This window comes from Sphingomonas sp. LH128 (genome assembly GCF_000293195.2).
In the GTDB taxonomy this organism is placed as follows: Bacteria; Pseudomonadota; Alphaproteobacteria; order Sphingomonadales; family Sphingomonadaceae; genus Novosphingobium; species Novosphingobium resinovorum_A.
This window is the reverse complement of record NZ_ALVC01000530.1, coordinates 1-783: the sequence shown is the minus strand read 5'-3', so window position 1 is coordinate 783 and position 783 is coordinate 1. Positions and strand designations below refer to the sequence as shown.

Annotated in this window: 1 protein-coding gene, 1 tRNA gene and 1 rRNA gene; 1 reads left to right on the top strand and 2 read right to left on the bottom strand. The window is 55.6% G+C overall.

All coding sequences use genetic code 11. The annotated features are described in order from the left end of the window. Positions 1-274: hypothetical protein (locus LH128_RS29745; RefSeq protein ID WP_008833411.1), on the top strand; the 274-nt coding region annotated here is incomplete at its 5' end. A 155-nt stretch (positions 275-429) separates the two neighbouring features. Here LH128_RS29745 and LH128_RS29740 read toward each other — a convergent pair. Beyond that, positions 430-506, bottom strand: a tRNA-Met gene (locus LH128_RS29740). A gap of 195 nt (positions 507-701) precedes the next feature. Beyond that, positions 702-783 (bottom strand): 5S ribosomal RNA (rrf, locus tag LH128_RS35075); the annotation flags it as partial.

Genomic DNA, 783 nt, shown 5'->3' with positions numbered 1-783 from the left:
AACACGTCAAGCGGTTGACACCTTTAATCAGCGGTCCAAGGCGCAGTGGCGTGACATGTCGTGGCGTGAGCGCTTGTTTTCCCGCAGCTACGGCGATCTCCGGTTGCTCATCATCAATCGGCTAATCGCTTTGGAAATGTTGGCCTTCATCGTTACCGGAAATCAAGGTCAGCACTTTGCGTTGCTCGCTTTCATCGGCTTCGCACTATCGACTTTGATGTTGATGCTGATGATGAAACATCAGTCTGACATTGTCATACGCCCCGGCAGCTAACCACCCCTTCCGGTCGTAAAGCGACGGCAAGCCGACGCCCAGAACCGGACGTTCTGGCACGCTTCTGTTCAAAAATGTTGTGCTGGAGAACGGACCTATTGCGGACACGGTGCTTCGTGGAGCGCGGCGTATGTCTGCTAAGTTATTGTATTGTTTGGTTGCGGGGGTAGGATTTGAACCTACGACCTTCAGGTTATGAGCCTGACGAGCTACCGGGCTGCTCCACCCCGCGTCACCATATGGGGCTGGTTTTCAGCCCGGGAGTGTTTTTTTGTCCATTCCGGCGTTGCCGGCGTGGAGGGGCGGGGTTCTCCATCCCGCCTGGCGGCTGCGTCTTTTGGGGACGCAAAAAGGGGGCTTTTGGCCCCCTTGTTTCGTTTGTCATTGTGATGGGTTTTTTATCTAGCGTTTGTGCGCCGGCTTCAATGCCTGGCGACGTCCTACTCTTCCGGGGCTTGAGCCACAGTACCATTGGCGCTGTCAGGTTTCACGGCCGAGTTCGAGATGGG